The organism is Rhodohalobacter sp. 614A, from assembly GCF_021462415.1.
GTDB lineage: Bacteria > Bacteroidota > Rhodothermia > Balneolales > Balneolaceae > Rhodohalobacter.
On record NZ_JAKEDS010000001.1, the window covers coordinates 385,578 to 404,100 of the forward strand.

Genomic DNA, 18,523 nt, shown 5'->3' on the forward strand with positions numbered 1-18,523 from the left:
ATTCTTTATCTTTGGACTTAAACTGCATCTTGAAACTTGAAACCTGCATCTTGTATGAAGCCTTACATCCTCGCCGAAAATAACTGGAAAAATATTAAAGAAATGGACATTGAGCTCGCCATTTTGCCGTGGGGAGCAACGGAGGCTCATAACTATCACATGCCGTATGCCACCGATAATTACCAAGTGGATGCCATTGCTGAAATGGCTGCAAACATTGCCTGGAAATCAGGCACAAAAATCATAGTTTTTCCAACGGTTCCTTTTGGCGTGAATACGGGACAGGCGGATATTAAACTGGACTTAAACCTCAATCCGAGCACGCAGCTTCAGATCCTTCGGGACATCGTTACTGTTCTGAACCGTCAGGGAATTCACAAACTTTTAGTTTTGAATGGACATGGAGGAAACAATTTCAAACCATTGCTTCGCGAACTTGGCCTGGAATTTCCGGAGATGTTTCTCTCACTTTGTAACTGGTTTCAAGTCGGGGATAAATCAAAAATCTTTGAAGCAGAAGGAGATCATGCCGATGAAATGGAAACCAGTGTTATGCTTTATCTTCGTGAAGATTTAATTCGTCCGCTTGAGGAAGCGGGCGATGGAGCCGAAAAGCAATCCGTTATCAAAGGAATTCGCGAAGGTTGGGCGTGGGCTGAACGGCAATGGTCTCAGGTTTCAGCCGATACAGGAATCGGAAATCCCAAAAAAGCAACAAAAGAGAAGGGAGAAAAGTATCTCAAAGAAGTGACTGAAAAAATTGGCAGTTTGATGATTGAACTGGCAGCTGTGGATACGGATCATTTATACGAGTGAGAGCTTATCATTGCGAACCTTAATTTATCAGGGTGTTGCAATACCAAATACTCTTACTGTCATCGCGAGTCCTGTGCATTTCAGGGCGTAGCGATCTCCATATGTTGAAGAAAGAGGTCGACACAATTACGCCCGTGGATTGCCGCGCTTCGCTCGCAATGACTTTTCCAAACGTTTTGCTGTCATTGCAAACGGAGTGAAGCCCCGAAGGGATGCCCTTGGCGCAATCCCCAAACGATAGTAGCCAGAAGATTGCCGCGTTTCACTCACTTTGTTCGTTACACTTGCAATGACTTTCCCAAGACTCCTTTTCTCAAGCCGGATAAACCGATTCACCCGCAGCCGGTTCTTGTCCTTCAGAATAAGCTTCAACCGGAAGACAACTACACACCAAATTACGATCTCCGTACGCATCGTCTACCCGACTGACCGCCGGCCAGAATTTATTAAACCGAAGATTCGGCACAGGAAACACAGCTTTTTCACGCGAATACGGCCGATTCCAGTCGTCACTCAGTGCCACTCTCATCGAATGTGGCGCGTGTTTTAATACGTTTTCTTCCGAATCCGCTTCACCATTATCCACCTCTTCAATCTCTTTACGAATACTGATCATTGCATCGCAGAACCGGTCCAGTTCTTCTTTCGATTCGCTTTCGGTCGGCTCAATCATAAGCGTACCCGGAACAGGAAATGACATCGTGGGAGCGTGGAATCCGTAATCCATCAATCGTTTGGCAACATCGGTGGCATCAATACCGGCATCCTGTTTGAATTTTCTAAGGTCCACGATAAATTCGTGTGCAGAACGGCCGCCTCTTCCTGTATATAAAACCGGATAGTACTCTTTCAATCTGTCTTTCAAATAATTGGCATTCAGGATGGCAATTTCAGTTGCTTCCTTCAAACCCTCCGCGCCCATCATCCGGATGTACGCATGTGAAATTGTCAAAATACTTGCGCTTCCCCAGGGAGCAGCGGAGACTGCAGGAATTCCTTTTTGTCCATCTATCTGAACAACATCATGACCGGGTAAAAATGGAACGAGCTTTTCAACAACACCAATTGGTCCCATTCCCGGTCCGCCTCCACCATGCGGAATACAAAAGGTTTTGTGAAGATTCAGGTGACAAACATCCGCACCGATTTGGGCAGGAGAGGTCCAGCCAATCTGTGCATTCATATTGGCACCATCCATATAAACAAGTCCGCCATGTTCATGAATCAGTTGACAAATCTCACGAATATCTTCTTCAAAAACTCCATGAGTGGACGGATAAGTCACCATCAGGGAAGAAAGACGATCACTGTATTTCTCTACATTTTTTTGAAGATCTTCCAGGTCAATATTGCCGTGATCATCACACTTGGTAACCACCACATCCATGCCGGCCATCACGGCACTGGCGGGATTTGTACCATGAGCCGATGACGGTACAATCGTTACATTCCTCCGGGATTCGCCATTGGCATGATGATATGCCCGAATGGTCATCAATCCGGCATATTCGCCCTGGGCACCCGAATTGGGTTGAAGAGAGATTTTCGAAAACCCGGTTATTTCTGAAAGCCACTCATCCAGTTCATCAAAAACCTGGTGATATCCTTTGGCCTGATCAGCCGGAACAAATGGGTGAATTTTCCCGAACTCCGGCCAGGTTAGCGGAATCATTTCTGATGTGGCATTGAGTTTCATCGTGCAGGAACCCAGGGAAATCATCGAATGAGTTAAGCTCAAGTCCCTGTTTTCCAGCTCTTTCAAATACCGAAGCATTTCGTGTTCGGAATGAAACTGGTTAAACACCGGGTGCTCCAGGAAAGATGAAGTCCGGGACAACGGTTCCGGAAAATCCACCGTCATCACTTCAGATGATTTTTGTACGTCAAAATCGGTTTCTTTGCCCAGGGACTCAGCAAAAATTTCGAGTACCGTTTCTACATCAATCAGGTCTTTGGTTTCATCAAAAGAAATCCCGACTCCATTTTTCAGGTATCTGAAATTTATTTGATGTTGCAGAGCATTTACGCGGACGGCTTCAATCTGCTCTTTACCCAAATCGGTAACCGTAATCGTATCAAAAAACTGATCGCTCGCCATTTCCAACCCTAACTCTTTCAATCCGGCGAATGCCAGTTTTGTGACGCCATGAACTTTTGAAGCAATTTTCTTCAACCCGTCCGGCCCGTGATAGGTGGCATACATTCCGGAAATCACGGCCAGCAGAACCTGTGCGGTACAAATATTGGATGTGGCCTTCTCACGGCGGATATGTTGCTCGCGGGTTTGGAGTGCCATTCGATAGGCAGGATTTCCTTCAGCGTCTTTCGTCACGCCAATGATTCGGCCCGGAATCTGTCGTTTAAAATTCTCTTTTGTTGCAAAATAAGCAGCGTGCGGACCCCCATATCCCATTGGCACGCCAAAACGCTGCGTCGTTCCGACAACCACATCTGCTCCCATTTCTCCCGGAGGAGTCAAAAGTGTAAGACTTAGCAAATCCGCAGCAACCGTTACATAAACATCATTGGCATGAGATTCTTCAATAATTTCTGTCAGATCTTTAACCGTTCCATATGTGTCCGGGTACTGAAGAAGAATTCCGAAATAGTTTTCATCCGACAGGTCAACTTCTTCCGGATTGCCGAAAACCAGTTCGATATCCAGCGGTTCCATTCGGCTTTTCAGAACCGATTTGGTTTGTGGATGAACGTTCTCAGAGACAAAAAATGAGTTCGCGGTTTTCCGCTTCTTACCTTTTCTCTGTCCGTGAAGCATAGAAACAGCCTCTGCGGCGGCAGTTCCTTCGTCCAACAGAGAAGCATTGGCAATTTCCATTCCGGTGAGATCTGTGACCATCGTCTGGAAATTGATCAGGGCTTCCAGCCGTCCCTGGGAAATCTCAGCCTGGTACGGTGTATATGCCGTATACCATCCCGGATTTTCGAGAATATTTCGCAAAATCACTTTTGGCGTGTGGGTATCGTAATACCCCATTCCAATGAACGATTTGTAAATCTTGTTCTTTGAAGCAATCTCTTTGATTTCATCCAGGTACTCGTTTTCGCTGAGTGCCGGCGGTAAATCTAGAGGTTTGTCGAGACGAATTTTAGCTGGAATAGTCTCCTTTAAAAGTTGCTCAATAGATTGGGCTCCGCAAATCTCAAGCATCTCCTGTTTCTGCTGTTCATCCGGTCCGATGTGCCGTTTGGAAAAGCGTTCCTTCTCAAAATTTATCTGCATAAAAATCGAATATCGGGGTTTTGGTCATTCAGATTTCAAACAAGTTACCGTATCAAGAGGTTCAAAACAGACTGGCTTTTTGCGGCAACTTTTTAAAGAGTTTAACAGTCAATAAAGATATGGATTTTTTCGGGCTTTGGCATGTTTTGATGTGATCGTTTTGGCAAAGAAAATTCATCCGTTGCTAACGTCTTCTCGGATCTCCCTTTTTGTTTTGTCTCAGTCTATGTACGCAATGCTTTCTTTCGCTTGGTGCTAGCAAAAATGGCGATTTTAGAAAAACAGTTTATTTTTTATTGGGATAAAAAACTCAAAAAATAATACTACTTTTTCCAAATAGTTTTTAGTTCTGGCAGATTAGATTTCAAAGATTCTTTTTTCCAAGCTATAATAATAGCAGGCACTTGGAGATTATTTATTTTGAAATAATCAAAGAGTAATTTTGCTAAATTTGATGACTTTTGTTTTAAACTGGGTAATTGTTTTATGCTTTCCATATGTGAAGAAAATTGTTCCTGTAACAAGCGCTCTTCTTCATTTGGGAATTTAGTATCATGAAGAAGATATTCAAGTGCCATAATAAGATCTTGTATTAAACCTTCCTTCTGTTCTAAAAGCACAACTTTATTAATTATAATCCAGTTTATTACATCTATTGACTCTCCCAGACCTAGACGCTTTCGTTGCATAATTTTATTTACTAATTCAGTAATAAGATCTAACGGAAATATGTCTTCTTTCCAATTATGATAGTCAGTAATACTAATCCAGTTTTTAATAGCTTCTATTGCACTCCGAACTTCATCAATATTATTTGAATTTAACGTAGATCTAATTCTAATCGATAAATCTGAAACAGTTAATAAATCTTTATAGCACATTGATGGGTAAATTGAAATCAAAAATAATTCTGATTCTTCTAATTCCTTAATAATATCGTGAATTTCATTGAGTTGTTTTTTTGACTCACAAAATGGTACTAAAATATGTGCTAATAGTGGTATTGCATGTTTGAATCTTCTCCTGACCTCATTCTCTCCTGCAAAAGGATTAATTTTTTTATCCTCAATTTTAATTTCATCTTTTTCATCATTCCACCAATCAATAAATTCCTTAAAAAATTTGTTAAGTAATTTATTGTCTATTTTAAGAAGGGATCTTTTTTTATTTTCATTTCTAAATGACAAAGAGTTAATAGTGCCAGATACAATCTCATTAATAAGCACTCTGTTAGGTTCTACCCCGCCAAAACCAATACTTCTAACTATTTTTCCTTCCTTGTTCTTCTTTTTAATTACAATTCTACTAAAAGAGGAGTTTAGCAGAAATTTCCTAAACCTTTTTTTAACATCTATTTCACATGGGGCAGGTAAAGTGATTAAGTAATGCCTATAATAATAATCTATTTCTGGCAATTCATATTCATCAGTGTATTCCCACAAGTTTTCCCCAAATTTCTTTAACTGATGATCAGAAATAAGTTCATTATTGTATAAAAGATTTAATCGTTGGAAAGCCCCCCTTCTTGTTTCCTTCGATGTACTTAGTAAAAGACTCAATAATCTCTGAACTTGGTTTTCAATTACTTGATTCGCTTTCTCTTTATTTGTGTATGAAACTTGCGAAATGTATTGAACAGGATCTGACCAAGAATCTGTCAACTTAATCTCTAATTTCCCTTCCCCTATAACTTCTAGTTTTAAGATTTTGACTAAATCATCAATATTTATTGCTCCTATATGATATAAAAGTCTCTCAAAGAGAGGTTGAATATTTCGGTGTAAAAAATGAGTTCTTTGATGGAGTGGGTGGCTATAAAAATCTAATGCCAAATCAAAAAGTCGCGAATTCTGTTCTTCTGTTAACCGAAAACTAAATAATGAAAGAATTTGTGAAGCAACCTGAACTTGTTTAAATGCTATTCCTTTTTTGATTGGACTCACTTGATCTAAATTCTTGTAGAGTGATTCAAGCCCCTGATTGAAAGCTTTTAATAATAATTCAATCAAATATCGTGCATCTTCTTCTTTCTGCTGTGAAACTCGAACTCTGTCAAACCAAGCGTCAATTAGCTTTTTGTCACCACAACGTATTAAGTTAGAATAAATCCACCTTGGCTCTTGAAAAGCTAGAGCTTTATTCGTTTTTGATAACGTTTTTGTATTTATCACTGAAATTCCACCACCATTAAAAGGAATCCCAGCCTCATAAAAAAGGCGAATATAATTATAAGAATATCTTTGTACAGTAAATAAATTTGAATTTCCAGCTGAAAAGGACTTTGTAATTTTACCAGGATCAAATTTTGGAATTTCTTGTACCTGGGGCTTAATTATTATTTCTTCAGCAAGAACATTAAGTGATGCTTTTCTAATTATCTCACTAATATCAGAATCGAATTTTTTTAATTCAGCCCATCTATTCCAAAAATGTTCCAACCGGTCTCTATTCCCAAAATACATTTGTTGTTCTATAAGGCTAAGCAAATAAACTGAAATACCTTCTTCTGAATATTTTGTATAGTTTTCTGTTTCATTATTGATTTGAGATCTAATTTTTTGGAGTGAATTTCTAACTAATACTTCAGATTTATTTATCTCACCTATTTCTAATAAAATTGATGCTTTTCTTAAACCCCATTCTGGCAGCTCTTTATAATCAGGCCATTCCTTTAAGAGTTTATTTAATTTAGCTGCGTCAAATTTTTCAAGAGCATCATATGATGCCAAGTAATAGTGCTCAACTATCCACCTTTTATCTAAATATTTAATCTTGTCGAGCCTTTCTAACCAAGAATTAAATTTGTCATCATTATGTTTTTCTCGATAATATTTTAGAAGTGTTATCAAAATATTTGTCCATCTCTTTTGAAGCTCCTCTAGATTTTGCTCTTTAGATGATTCTCTAATTTGATTTGAACTATTTAAGTCTAAATCCTTTACCTCATTAAAGGGAATATTATCTAATAAAAAAGAATCTAAAATAGGAACAAAATCATCCCAAATAGGGAATAGACATAAATCAAACCTCCAACAAAGCTCATCAAATAGGATTAATTTTACATTAGAACTCACACTCTCAATTTTTTTTATTAGAGTCCAATATTTGTCATAAATGTCGTACCAAATATTTGTTCTAACACTATTTGGAGCTATTACCCATCCAGGATATTCATTTCTTTCTTGTACCCAATATTTCAACAACCCTTCTAATTCAGAATCTGAAAAATCATTTTTGATTTTTGGAGCTTTTTTATCAATAATTTTACTTTTACTATACTTCGGAATCGGAGGGAGGTCGCCATCAATCTCCAAATTAATTCTGTTTGATCTATAATTGGGCCATTTATTTTTTTTTGGAGGTTTACTCTGATGGAGTGACAGTAAAAACCATTTTAAAGCTTTGTAATTTCTTAAATCATAAGATGGATATTCATCTTTTGAAAAAAGTGGACCTAGATCAATTGGCCTGATATCGCGTTTTAACAATAATTCCCGTTCTGAACTTTGTAAATCTAATACACCAATTAAATAAATTGGAATTCTTGAGCTGCCTAAATTATCTCGAACCCAGCCAACCCACTGCTTAAAATTCGGATCTTCTCCTGAGAATCCAATCAGACATAAGCAGTTTTCCATAAGTGATTGCTGAACTGTATTAACAAAAGGAGCAAATTGATAAGGATATTTTCTGTAATCTTCTTCTGTAAATATGAATGGTTTAATTGAGGGAAGACTACCATGAAGTTTAACTATTCTTGGCTGGGGTTTACCTGGAATATCTTCTGGAACATAAATGACATTATATTTTCTTTCATGAATATTTCTAGCAGCCCTCTCTAGTAGAGTATCATAATTAGTTGTGAAAACATCAGCCCAAGGTAGATTTAAAAGTAGCTGATGTAGGTCGGTTGGCTCGTAGTATCCATCAGGTATTGATTCTATAATAATTTTGTCTAACTCTTGCCGACCAAAAGAAGCTTCAAATTCACTTGCAAGCTTTAAAGGCGACTTAAATTTTGATGTGATTTTTTGATTTCTACCATCAAGTTCTTTTATTAGTTTTTTCTTCAAGTCCTGCCAGAGAGGAAACTTTTTGCTACTCTTACTATTTCTACTTGCACTTCTACTAAAACCAGAACCTATCATAACAGTAGCATTGCTAAAGTTTTCCGAGGCCCACAACTTTTCCTTGATTTTATTTACGAATACTTCATCTTTAAAATTCTTCATGATTTTTTGATACAATTCAGGTTATACCTCCACAATCAAAATCTCCTCCTCACTCAACCGTACCACTCATAACCATCTCATCAATCTCTTTATCAGTTTGGGCGATTTGGGGTTTGAGATCGCCGGCTCTGGCTTATTCCCGGTTTAAGTACTCCATCCATTCGGCTTCTTTGTTTGCAAGGTGCCTCTCATTATCATCCATCCCCGACAAATACTTCTCCAATAATGTACACTGAAATAAAGCCTTGATCCTCAATCTCTTTGAACTCTCAAGGATTATAGAAAAAGCAGATCGGATTCGAAAGAAAAGAATACAGCAACCTGACAGCATACGAACAGAGAGAGTTCCTGTCAGCTTTGCGATGCACGAAGCCGAAAATGAAGAAGTTCGAGGAAAACCATTTAATCATCAACCGAACGCTGACAGGTCTTGCAGACGCTGTCAGGTTCTCCGATTAATTCCCCGCCTCAGAAGCATCCTTTTTATGGTCAAAATCTTCCACTTCGATGATGGTATCGAAACCGCGTTTGCTCAGATCCCAGTACAGATAGCCGAGGGCGAGTAATCCCGCAACAAGGCAGAGCGCGAAGTTGGTGTAATTTCCAAACAGGAAGTGGCCAAATCCGAAGAGCGACATGTATACCAAAACCACGCCGGCAATCCAGCTATAAAAAAGCGGCATCAGATCTCCGTCGGATGAAATATCCGGGTTTTCTGCGGCAAGAGGTTTCCAGCCCGGTCCACCGGGGCGAACTTTGCGATAGAACAGTCTTAATTTATTAGGATCGGTCGGTTTTGTGACGAAGGTGACTATCAACCAAATGACAGTGGTAATAGCTACAACGTAGTAAAGATTCATCGGGAACGGATCCTGGATTCCCGGTACGGGCACGCCCAGAAGAACTAAAACCACCAGAAAAATCGGCGTTAAGGATGCAGCCAGTTCACTCCATGCATTGATTCGCCACCAGTACCATCGCAGGATCAATACAAGACCGAGTCCACCGGAAGCTGTCAGAACCAATCCCCAAGCCTCGCGGATGGTGCTTAATTGTGTGGTTACTAAAAAAGCAAGAATAGCTAATATGAATGTCACAACCCTTGAAACGAATACATAATGTTTTTCATCGCCATCCTGCTTGATGAAACGCCGCCAGAAATCATTCACCAGATAAGACGTTCCCCAGTTGAGGTGGGCAGCAAACGTACTGGTAAAGGCGGCGAGAAAAGCTGCAAACAAGAGGCCAAGTAATCCGGGAGGAAGTACATCCCTCATCACCAAAACAAATCCTTCGCGGGAATCGGCAAGATCCGGATACAGAACAAGAGAAACCAGGGCAACAATAATCCACGGCCATGGACGCAGGCAGTAGTGCGCAATGTTAAACCACAGGGTGGAAAAGAGTGCATGTTTTTCGTCTTTGGCACTCATGATTCGCTGGGCTACATAACCACCACCACCGGGTTCTGCGCCGGGATACCAGCTGGACCACCACTGAACACCAAAGTAGGCGGCAAATGCCCCAAAGCTGAGTGAAAGTACAGCGACTCCTTCAGCCGTTTGTCCAATGGTTGGCAAAAACTGAAATGTTTCGGCCGGGAGCTTTTCCTGCAGGCCGGCAATACCGCCAATCTCGGGAATATTTACAGCATATACAGCCAGAACAATACATCCGCCGAGAGCAATGACAAACTGGAAGATATCCGTTACGGCAACTCCCCAAAGTCCGGAAATCAGGGAGAAAAATCCCACGAAAATAATCAGAAGACCCACCATCATCAGGGGGGCGCTGATATGAATCCCGATAATGTTGAATGATTCCTGGCCAAAGATCGTCATGCCCGGAAACAACACATTAAAAATGGATTCCATCGCGAGTGTTACCCAGCCCAAGATGATGATATTCATCAACAGCCCGAAGTAAATGGCTTTGATTCCGCGAAGCCATGCAGCTTGTGCACCGCTGTACCGAAGCTCAATAAATTCCACATCAGTTAAAACCCCGCTTCTTCGCCAGAGCCGTGCAAAGAAAAAGACGGTAAGCATCCCGCCCATCAAAAAATTCCACCAAAGCCAGTTTCCTGCAATTCCATCCAGCGCAACCATTTCGGTGACTGCAAGTGGCGTGTCGGCAGCAAACGTAGTTGCAACCATACTTGTACCGATAATCCACCAGGGCATATTTCGTCCCGAAAGGAAAAACTCGGTTGTATTTTTACCGGCCCTGGAATAAAAATAGAGCGCAATGGAAAGAGCAAAAACAAAGTAGGATGCAACAAGAATCCAGTCCAGAGTTGTGAGAGTAGAAACCATTTCTATGCTATATTGAGATTCATGGACGTCAAAGAATTCGCTGTCTGCGATTCAGTCATTTAACCCGAAAACATCATTTAATATGTCTTAATGACGTTAAAAAAACAATGACAGACATTCCCAAAACGAACAGGTTTGTTAGCGTACTTTTCTTAACACGTCATTATCTCGAAATATAGAATTCGGTGATTGCAATGCAAACGTGGAACCGTTTCCATTTTTCAACCACCCTCTGCTTTTTATAAAAGCCCAAAACATTCCTGTTTTATGATGATATAATGCCAAAATTTCGTTTATTGGATAAATTAATTGATATCCGAACAAGCTGGATGAGTATTAGAAAGTATCATATCGGTCTGACCCAATGGGGATTCAAAGATTGGGTCGGTAATTTTTTCAGTTCGGATGCCAAACCTGATCAATTTCTTGATCAATACTCTTCTGTATTCAACGCGGTTGAAGGAAACACCACGTTTTACCGAATACCAACCCCGGACAATATTCAAAAATGGAGCAGCCAGGTTCCCTCCGATTTTAAGTTCTGTTTCAAGTTTCCGAAAGAGATTACCCATCACAAAGAGTTGAAAAATGTAACCACGGAAGTTCTCTCATTCCTGGATCTTTTCAAGCCGATTCGCACCAATCTCGGCCCGTTTCACATACAGCTTGGGCCAAATTTCTCTTATGAACAGATGGGGAATCTTGAGAAACTGATTGAAGTGCTGCCGGCTCATCTGAGTTTTGCCGTAGAAGTACGGCATCACGACTTTTTTGATAAAGGGAAAAAGGAACGCCATCTGAATGATGTGCTCTCCAGTTATGGTGTGAACCGTGTGGTTTTCGATACCCGGCGGCTTCACGAAATTAAAAGTGATGATCCTTCCATTCTGAAAGCCAAAAAGAAAAAGCCGGTCACTCCTGTTCGGTTTGATTCCACAGGTGCCAATCCATTTATTCGGTATGTTGGCGGAAATGAGGTCATTCAAAATGAATCTCATTTGAAGGAGTGGGCCATTATTATTGCCAATTGGATTCGCGATGGTAAACATCCTTATATGTTTATTCACTCGCCGGATACACTTCACGCACCCACACTTGCAAGGTTTTTCCATCACGAACTTTCCAATCTCACAGAATTAAATCCGCTGCCGGATTGGCCGGTGGATAGAATCGACAAACAGCTGGGACTGTTTTAATGAATTGCCAAAAACACCTGTTTCACCTCTCTGCAAATGAACATTACCTGAACTGCTCTTATCTCTCGCCTCTGCTGAAAACTGTTGAAGAAGCCGGAATAAAAGGTCTCCGGGGCAAAAGACATCCGTGGAATTTGAAACCGGATGATTTTTTTGAAGATGCCAACAAAATCCGACAGGAATTTGCAAAGCTGATTCATGCCGATAATCCACAACAAATTGCCTTGATACCGGCAGTTTCCTATGGAATGTCGACCGTAGCAAAAAATCTTCCGGTTAAAAAGGGTGGAAATATTGTGGTTGCCGGAGAACAGTTTCCGAGCAATGTCTATCCCTGGATGAGTTTTTGCAACGATCACAATTGTACACTTAAAATTATCGAGGCACCAAAAGAAAGTGCTGAACGAGGCAAAATCTGGAACCAGCGAATTCTCGAAGCCATTTCTGATGATACCATTCTGGTTGCTTTGGGCAGCGTCCACTGGGCCGATGGAACCCGTTTTGATCTCGAAAATATCGGAAGCATTGCACGGGAAAAAAATGCATTCTTTGTGATTGACGGTACTCAATCCATCGGGGCCATGCCGTTTGATGTAAATAAAGTTCAACCCGATGCCTTAATCTGTGCCGGTTACAAATGGCTGATGGGGCCCTACGGAACGTCACTTGGGTATTTTGGTCCGCGGCTTCTGGATGGAAAACCTTTGGAAGAAGGCTGGATTGTACGAAAAAACAGCGAAAATTTTGGCGGACTTGTGGAGTATGAAGAGGAATACCAACCCGGCGCACTCCGGTTTGATATGGGAGAACGCAGCCAATTCATCAACCTTCCCATGATAGTGGAAGCCCTGAAACAGGTGAATGCCTGGACGCCGGAAGCCATTCAATCGTATTGTAAAAAGCTATGCTCCGGGGCCATCATCGAATTACGGGAAAACGGATTTCAAATTGAAGACGAAGAGTGGCGTGGACATCATATGTTTGGAATTCGTTTATCGAAAGGTTTGAGTATCGACGCTCTTAAAGAAAAACTTTCTGAGAATCACCTGCATGTATCTGTCAGAGGTTCTTCGGTTCGTGTTTCGCCCCATCTTTATAATGATGAAAAAGATGTTAAGGTTTTGAAATCAACGTTTCTCAGTCTCCGTCATTAAAAAAGCCGTCCCTTTTTTAAAGGGACGGCTGAAAAATTTATCCGGAGTTTTGGGGCTTACTCTTCAATAACGTCGCTGCTGATATGAACCACACCGTTACTCGCCGGGATGTCTCCTTCCGTAATTTCAACTCCCAAAGATGATTCAGCGTTTGATGCGGTAACTTCTCCTTTAAAAAGGTGCGAAATTACAACGCTCTGTAAGCTGTCGGGATTGGCTTTGAGTTCTTCGAGATTGGCATCCATATTTTCAAATGCCTGATCGGTTGGGGCAACTACAGTATATGGACCTTCCTGAGATACCACGTCGCTGAGGCCGGTTTCATTCAACAGGTTCGCAAATACGGTATGATTTTCACTGTTATTGATTACTTCAATAATTGTATTGTCTTGCGCTTGCAAATTGCTGATTCCTGCAAAAAGAAAGAGGGAGACGAATAATGATGTTATGACGGATAATCGCTTCTTGTTGAACATAATTTTAAAGCTTGATTTAAGATTCAATTCATTAATGATTTAGCTCGTCATCATTTCTTCTCCAAACAGGAATTCCAAATGGATGTTCCATGATTTATTTGAGGCACAGTTTCTATTCCAATCCATTTGCCTGTCAGGTGATGGTTTTACTTCGTACGCAATGACAATCTAAAATTTCCCGGATCATGAGCCTTATATCTTGAACCTTGTCCCTCTGTATCTCAACCGTAAAATTCCTTATCTTGTAAGTCTTTGCAATTTTTACAGAATATTTTTGAAATGTCTCAAACCGAAACAGCAACCAAAAAAAATAACATAGTCGAGGAGGCGAAAAAGCGGCGTACGTTCGCTATTATTTCGCACCCGGATGCGGGGAAAACCACGCTCACGGAAAAATTGCTTCTATACGGAGGGGCCATTCATGAAGCGGGCTCAATCCGCCAGAGAAAAGCGGCCCGATATGCAGCGTCCGACTGGATGGCCATTGAAAAGGAACGGGGAATTTCGGTCACTTCTTCTGTTCTCCGGTTTGAGAAAGACGGGATCAAATACAACTTGCTGGATACTCCCGGACACAAGGATTTTTCTGAGGATACGCTTCGAACGCTTGTTGCGGCCGACTCCGGCCTGATGGTCATTGACGTTGCCAAAGGCGTTGAGGAACAAACCGAAAAGCTGTTCGAAGTTTGTAAAATGCGGCAGGTTCCGGTAATCACCTTTGTAAACAAGTGCGACCGTCCGGGCATGGAACCTCTGGAAGTACTGAGCAACGTAGAGAACAAACTCGGCATTGAAGCAATCCCTGCAAGCTGGCCTGTGGGCTATGGACAAAAATTCCAGGGAATTTATGATCTGATCGGCGGAGAATTACATCTCTACAGGAAATCAAAACATGGCGCACAAAAGGCAGAGGCTGAAGTTTTTTCATCGCTTGAAGAAGGATTGGCAGAGAGCACCCTCTCCGGAGCGGAAAAAGAAGCACTCACCGAAGAGGTCCTTTTGATTGAAGATATGTTTGAAAGCATGGATCAGGATGCATTTAAGAAAGGAGAAGCTTCTCCCGTGTTTTTCGGATCGGCTCTTAACAACTTTGGGCTGGATGTTTTTCTGAACTATTTCCAAAACCTGGCCCCGAGTCCGCAGCCTTATGAGAATTCCGAAGAACAACAGCATGATCTTGAGCAACCGTTTAGCGGATTTGTATTTAAACTTCAGGCCAATATGAATCCGGATCACCGGGACTGTGCGGCTTTTGTGCGCGTAACTTCCGGAAAATTTGAGCGCGGATTGGAAGCAACCCATGCAGGAACCGGCAAAAAAGTACGCATGTCTACTCCACATACACTAATGGGAGACGAGCGCCACATCATGGAAGAAGCCTATCCCGGAGATATTGTATCGTTATTTAGCCCGGGATTTTTCCGAATCGGATCCACCCTTTACACCGATAAACCGGTGACTTTTAATGTGATTCCGCTCTTTACTCCCGAGCATTTTATGAAAGTATCGACGAAAGATCCTTTCAAAAGAAAACAGTTGCGTGAAGGTTTAAAACAGCTTTCTGAAGAAGGGGTGGTTCACGTATTTGAAGTTCCTCACGGCGTTGGAAATGAATTGCTTTTGGGAACCGTGGGAATCCTTCAGTTTGATGTCGTCACACACCGGATGCAGGCGGAGTATGGAGTTGAGCTTCATCAGCAAGCCGTCTCGTATCATTCTGCACGATGGCTGCCAAATGAGAGTGACGATATCATCGAAAAACTTGAGAAAAGTTACTCCACGCATATCACCAAAGATATGGAGGGAAATCCTATTGTTCTGTTTGAGAGCGCCTATGCTTTAAGCCAGGCTGAGGAGAAAGTAGGGGCGGAAAACCTGTTTAAGTATAAACAAGGGTAGACAAGATTCTGAGATCAGGAAAAAAGGTATTAAAGGTCCATCATTCAACTTCCACGACAATCGTATCCGGGCCGGCATCTTTATAGATGTGACAACCGTCATTTCCGATTACAAACTCTTCCCGGATACTAAACATCTCATTACTTCCTTCGACAAGAATCTTTGACTTTTCGCCGGAAATTTCATCCTTCAAACCATCATGAAAAATAGTATATCTGCCTTTCTCTGGTTGTCCGAGTGGTTTTCCTGTTTCACAATAACTTCCCATCGCTTCACAAATATTCAATACCCTTCCGGTTTCAAGATTTGTAATGGTCATTTGATCAAAAACAATTGGCTCTTCTTCGGAAGATAATACGGATATAACAATTATTCTCAATTCATCCGTACACACTCTTCCCATGGAACTTTGTCCGGAATCACATGAACTCAATAGAACGGGAACAAGTATCAGAAATAATATGAGATCTCGCCTTTTGAACATTTTTAAATCTCACTGATAATAAGTTTTCTCAAACTAAGTACATGACAGATACACATGCATCCCGGACGACACCTATATTTAATGCAAAAATTTCTGTCTTAAAAGACTCTCAGATTTATATCTCCGTCATCAGATCGAATCGTAACTTTCGCAGAACCTCCCATTAGCTTGAAAACAGAGTAATCTTCGTCATCACGAATATTTTCAAATTCTCTGGAGGTTGAAATATCTGAATCGTCGTGACGAATATCGAATTCACCGCCACCGCCGCTAATATTAAATGTGAAATCGGCGTCGTCAATATCAACCCGATAGGCTCCGTCATCATAAAGGTCAGAAGTTATTTCAATGTCACTGTCATCGGAATCCACATCTATTTCTGAAAAATTTCCATTATGGATTTGAATGTCGCCATCATCCGCTTGGATTCGTAATCGGCCATTTCCTCCGTCCAACACCAAATCTCCATCATCTAAAGAGAAAGAAAAATCATCGCCGTTGACGTCTGAAATCTGCGCATCGGAATCGTCTGCATCCATATGGATATAACCGTCGATTCCAGTAATTTGATATTCTCCGTCATCCCCTTTTATATCCAGATTCACATCGCGTGGGATTTCAATATCAATGGTGTACTCTTCATCACTCATACCAATCATTCCTGATGAGCCAAAATTCCTGTCTTTTTCACGAATGTCCAGGTTGCCGTTTCTTTCTTCAACAATCATTTCAAACTGATTGGACCGGCCAAATGTGATTCCCCGAACCGTCAGTTTGTAATGCACTACAACACGAATATCCTGTCTGTCGGAGCTGATGATTTGCACTTCGGCCTCATCACTTTGAAGGTGAATGGTGCCATCCGAAGCTATGAAATATGTTTGGTCTAAATTGAATTCATCCGTTTGTGCAACGGCGGTTGAAATCAGGCCGCCAATAGTCAGTGTAAGAGTGAATAGAATAGTTCTCAGCATAAGTTTTTTCCTTTTTTGATGTTGGTCACATTTAAATCGTACGAATGAATAAACCATATGTTTTACAGCTTATAAAAATGATGATTAAATCTTCTGAATTCGACGTTTATCTGTTGATTTTTAAACCACTTTACACCATTATTCATAAAGAGGTTAGGAGTTTTATCTCCTGATAGATATGTAAAGGATAAGTGAATGGCTTGAGTAGACGGAGCTGCTTACAAGGAAGGGGAGACATAATTGAATACATCATCTGCAAAAGTAAAACCTGTTGATGTTTTTACAGCCTTCAATTTGTTGCTCTTTTTGATGATGTGCTTCTTTGTGTATTATGACCGGTTTGACCGATATCGCGGCCCGGGAAATATCCACGAATTTTTTTTATATGCGTTTCTTCTTACAGCCGGCATTTTTTGGGGATGGAAATATTTCCGGCATTTGCAATTCCCGGTTCATATTCTTCTGCTTATTCAGGCGGGTGTTCTCTTGCATTTTGCAGGTGGTTTTATGCCGGTCGATGATGGACGGTTATACGATACATTTCTTTTTGATATTCGGTTCGACAAAATTGTCCATTTCGCAAATGCACTCTTCGGAACCTTACTTGCAAACCATCTTTTTAATGTAATCGGCATTCAAATTCCACAATTCAGGGGAATTGTTCTCATAATGCTTGTACTGGGATTTGGAGCCGTGATCGAGATTGTTGAATACCTGGTAATGCTTACCGTACCCAACTCTGGGGTTGGGGGATATGACAATAACATGACAGACCTGATTGCCAATTTTCTGGGAAGCGGATGCTTTGTTCTTGGCAGAAGTATAGCCTTGGCCTTTGCACCGGCCAGGAAATTCACCACAAAAAAAGCTACAACATGATTCATCGTCCTGTCCATCCTTATTGGGGTATTCTTGAAATCGGGCTGTTTATTGCCGGTTCTTATTTGATTATTTGGGTTTTTGGCCCTTCCATCGGATCAGAACCAGCCCTTGAGGTTTTATTTTTACTGTTATCCATACTCGGCACCATACTCGTTCTGTGGATGTCGCCGGTATTTCTTCATCATATTAAACCGGCCGATTGGGGAATAGATTTCTTCGGAAGCCAGGATAATAACCCCGGGGCCCTGAAAAATGCATGGCCGCCATACGCAGCTTTTACACTTTTTGGCGCAACTGTTCTAATCCTCTATACGGTTTTCTTTAAACCCGAGGCCATGGAAACCATCAACTTTAAAGCCATCGCTGTAAAACTGGCCGGGTACTTCTTGTATGGCGCAATCCAGGCGGCCATTTTTTTTGGATTTTTCCTGATGCGCATTCGTGCAATTGTTGCAACGTTTACCCGGCCTAACCAGGCTTTGCTACACCGGATTTTAGTGGTTTTTCTTACATCTGTTATTTTCTCTGCATTTCATACGCCAAATTTTCCACTCATGGCATGCACCTTCTTTACCGGTTTATTTTGGGCATGGATATTTTACCAACGGCCCAATCTTCTGTTGTTAGGATTGAGCCATGCCATACTCGGCACCATCCTGCACCGGGTCGTTCAAATGCACATGCGGGTCGGACCTTTTTACGATAATCCAGACCTTTATATTCTGCGGGAAATTGTACCAGGCCTCCGCCAGTTAATTGGCAATCTCTTTTAATGATTGACAGCAAGTTCGGGATAAGTAGATTAATAACATCGATTTGTGTGCAGTTTTGGCTGCTTCCTGGACGGAGTCGTC

The 18,523-nt window shown here is 41.3% G+C and carries 12 protein-coding genes; 6 read left to right on the forward strand and 6 right to left on the reverse strand.

Features of this window, described 5'->3' with window-relative positions:
* Positions 1-54 precede the first annotated feature (54 nt).
* Complete coding sequence (locus L0B18_RS01455; RefSeq protein WP_234567345.1) at positions 55-816, forward strand: creatininase family protein; 762 nt, start codon at positions 55-57, stop codon at positions 814-816.
* A 313-nt stretch (positions 817-1,129) separates the two neighbouring features.
* On the opposite strand, the gene gcvP is transcribed toward L0B18_RS01455, so the two are convergent.
* The 3 genes from gcvP to L0B18_RS01470 all read right to left on the reverse strand — a co-directional run bounded on the left by gcvP (position 1,130) and on the right by L0B18_RS01470 (position 10,604).
* On the reverse strand, positions 1,130-4,057 hold the full coding sequence (gcvP, locus tag L0B18_RS01460) for an aminomethyl-transferring glycine dehydrogenase (protein ID WP_234567346.1): 2,928 nt from the start codon (positions 4,055-4,057) through the stop codon (positions 1,130-1,132).
* A gap of 323 nt (positions 4,058-4,380) precedes the next feature.
* On the reverse strand, positions 4,381-8,289 hold the full coding sequence (locus L0B18_RS01465; protein WP_234567347.1) for an SIR2 family NAD-dependent protein deacylase: 3,909 nt from the start codon (positions 8,287-8,289) through the stop codon (positions 4,381-4,383).
* 455 nt (positions 8,290-8,744) lie between these two features.
* On the reverse strand, positions 8,745-10,604 hold the full coding sequence (locus tag L0B18_RS01470) for a sodium:solute symporter family protein (RefSeq protein ID WP_234567348.1): 1,860 nt from the start codon (positions 10,602-10,604) through the stop codon (positions 8,745-8,747).
* A gap of 278 nt (positions 10,605-10,882) precedes the next feature.
* Here L0B18_RS01470 and L0B18_RS01475 point away from each other — a divergent pair, with 278 nt between their 5' ends.
* On the forward strand, positions 10,883-11,800 hold the full coding sequence (locus L0B18_RS01475) for a DUF72 domain-containing protein (protein ID WP_234567349.1): 918 nt from the start codon (positions 10,883-10,885) through the stop codon (positions 11,798-11,800).
* Positions 11,800-12,954 carry an aminotransferase class V-fold PLP-dependent enzyme gene (locus L0B18_RS01480; protein WP_234567350.1) on the forward strand — a complete coding sequence of 385 codons (1,155 nt, stop codon included), beginning with the start codon at positions 11,800-11,802 and terminating at the stop codon, positions 12,952-12,954. The genes L0B18_RS01475 and L0B18_RS01480 overlap by 1 nt, the downstream gene beginning before the upstream one ends.
* 56 nt (positions 12,955-13,010) lie before the next feature.
* On the opposite strand, the gene L0B18_RS01485 is transcribed toward L0B18_RS01480, so the two are convergent.
* Complete coding sequence (locus tag L0B18_RS01485; protein WP_234567351.1) at positions 13,011-13,430, reverse strand: fasciclin domain-containing protein; 420 nt, start codon at positions 13,428-13,430, stop codon at positions 13,011-13,013.
* Positions 13,431-13,709: 279 nt separating this feature from the next.
* On the opposite strand from L0B18_RS01485, the gene L0B18_RS01490 reads away from it, so the two are divergent.
* On the forward strand, positions 13,710-15,329 hold the full coding sequence (locus tag L0B18_RS01490; RefSeq protein WP_234567352.1) for a peptide chain release factor 3: 1,620 nt from the start codon (positions 13,710-13,712) through the stop codon (positions 15,327-15,329).
* A gap of 40 nt (positions 15,330-15,369) precedes the next feature.
* Here the strand turns inward: L0B18_RS01490 and L0B18_RS01495 are convergent, their stop codons facing one another.
* Entirely contained in the window at positions 15,370-15,732 is a 363-nt protein-coding gene (locus tag L0B18_RS01495) for a hypothetical protein (protein WP_234567354.1), read from the reverse strand.
* Positions 15,733-15,911: 179 nt separating this feature from the next.
* Positions 15,912-16,787, reverse strand: coding sequence for a DUF4097 family beta strand repeat-containing protein (locus L0B18_RS01500; protein WP_234567355.1), 876 nt, complete (start codon positions 16,785-16,787; stop codon positions 15,912-15,914).
* 240 nt (positions 16,788-17,027) lie between these two features.
* On the opposite strand from L0B18_RS01500, the gene L0B18_RS01505 reads away from it, so the two are divergent.
* Together L0B18_RS01505 and L0B18_RS01510 are read left to right on the forward strand one after the other, a co-directional pair.
* Complete coding sequence (locus tag L0B18_RS01505) at positions 17,028-17,666, forward strand: DUF2238 domain-containing protein (RefSeq protein ID WP_234567356.1); 639 nt, start codon at positions 17,028-17,030, stop codon at positions 17,664-17,666.
* Positions 17,663-18,442, forward strand: coding sequence for a CPBP family glutamic-type intramembrane protease (locus L0B18_RS01510; RefSeq protein ID WP_234567357.1), 780 nt, complete (start codon positions 17,663-17,665; stop codon positions 18,440-18,442). The genes L0B18_RS01505 and L0B18_RS01510 overlap by 4 nt, the downstream gene beginning before the upstream one ends.
* The last annotated feature ends 81 nt before the right edge of the window (positions 18,443-18,523 follow it).

What these genes read in the sequence shown, in the direction of transcription:
- L0B18_RS01510 (WP_234567357.1), top strand. Translation starts at nt 17,663, where the DNA reads ATGATTCATCGTCCTGTCCATCCTTATTGGGGTATTCTTGAAATCGGG.
- L0B18_RS01470 (WP_234567348.1), bottom strand. Translation starts at nt 10,604, where the DNA reads ATGGTTTCTACTCTCACAACTCTGGACTGGATTCTTGTTGCATCCTAC.
- gcvP (WP_234567346.1), bottom strand. Translation starts at nt 4,057, where the DNA reads ATGCAGATAAATTTTGAGAAGGAACGCTTTTCCAAACGGCACATCGGA.
- L0B18_RS01475 (WP_234567349.1), top strand. Translation starts at nt 10,883, where the DNA reads ATGCCAAAATTTCGTTTATTGGATAAATTAATTGATATCCGAACAAGC.
- L0B18_RS01465 (WP_234567347.1), bottom strand. Translation starts at nt 8,289, where the DNA reads ATGAAGAATTTTAAAGATGAAGTATTCGTAAATAAAATCAAGGAAAAG.
- L0B18_RS01500 (WP_234567355.1), bottom strand. Translation starts at nt 16,787, where the DNA reads ATGCTGAGAACTATTCTATTCACTCTTACACTGACTATTGGCGGCCTG.
- L0B18_RS01495 (WP_234567354.1), bottom strand. Translation starts at nt 15,732, where the DNA reads ATGGGAAGAGTGTGTACGGATGAATTGAGAATAATTGTTATATCCGTA.
- L0B18_RS01480 (WP_234567350.1), top strand. Translation starts at nt 11,800, where the DNA reads ATGAATTGCCAAAAACACCTGTTTCACCTCTCTGCAAATGAACATTAC.
- L0B18_RS01490 (WP_234567352.1), top strand. Translation starts at nt 13,710, where the DNA reads ATGTCTCAAACCGAAACAGCAACCAAAAAAAATAACATAGTCGAGGAG.
- L0B18_RS01455 (WP_234567345.1), top strand. Translation starts at nt 55, where the DNA reads ATGAAGCCTTACATCCTCGCCGAAAATAACTGGAAAAATATTAAAGAA.
- L0B18_RS01485 (WP_234567351.1), bottom strand. Translation starts at nt 13,430, where the DNA reads ATGTTCAACAAGAAGCGATTATCCGTCATAACATCATTATTCGTCTCC.